1 protein-coding gene is annotated in these 437 nt (G+C 49.0%); it reads right to left on the minus strand.

From position 1 onward, the window contains the following. Positions 1-151: 151 nt before the first annotated feature. Positions 152-437, minus strand: a 286-nt coding sequence (locus IV91_RS19360) for a DotD/TraH family lipoprotein (RefSeq protein ID WP_150112505.1), incomplete at its 5' end; no start/stop codon positions are given.

Below are 437 nucleotides of genomic sequence, written 5' to 3' on the forward strand. Positions count from 1 at the left end.
GAAACCTTGAAGTTGACCAGATCGGTCAGCGATGTGTCATCCGCCGAAAAAGCCGAAAAACCGAAAACGATCCCAGCGGAAAGAACGGCGCATTTTGCCAGTCTTGAACGAACCACCGCGTACTTCATATTAGAAGAAGGATGTTTATCCATTACTTCTGGACCCCAGGCGTAAAGTCAAACACCACCGAATTCTCTCCGACCGAGATAGACCCGAGGTTTCCCATTTGCACCCCCGCGTCCTCAAGGACCGTCCACAAGGGTTTCACCTTATAATGCAAAGACAGAACAATGTCCTGAGGAGGTTTTTTGCCAACCACCCGAACCTGACAATACTTTGCTTTTACCATATCGTCGATCAGCAACATTACATCGCCATCCAGGTCAATTGACACCAGGCGGGTAGAGCATCCATGAACGGATTCTGGATTCACTCTC

Origin of the sequence: Ferrovum myxofaciens, from assembly GCF_000735045.1 — a bacterium.
GTDB lineage: Bacteria > Pseudomonadota > Gammaproteobacteria > Burkholderiales > Ferrovaceae > Ferrovum > Ferrovum myxofaciens.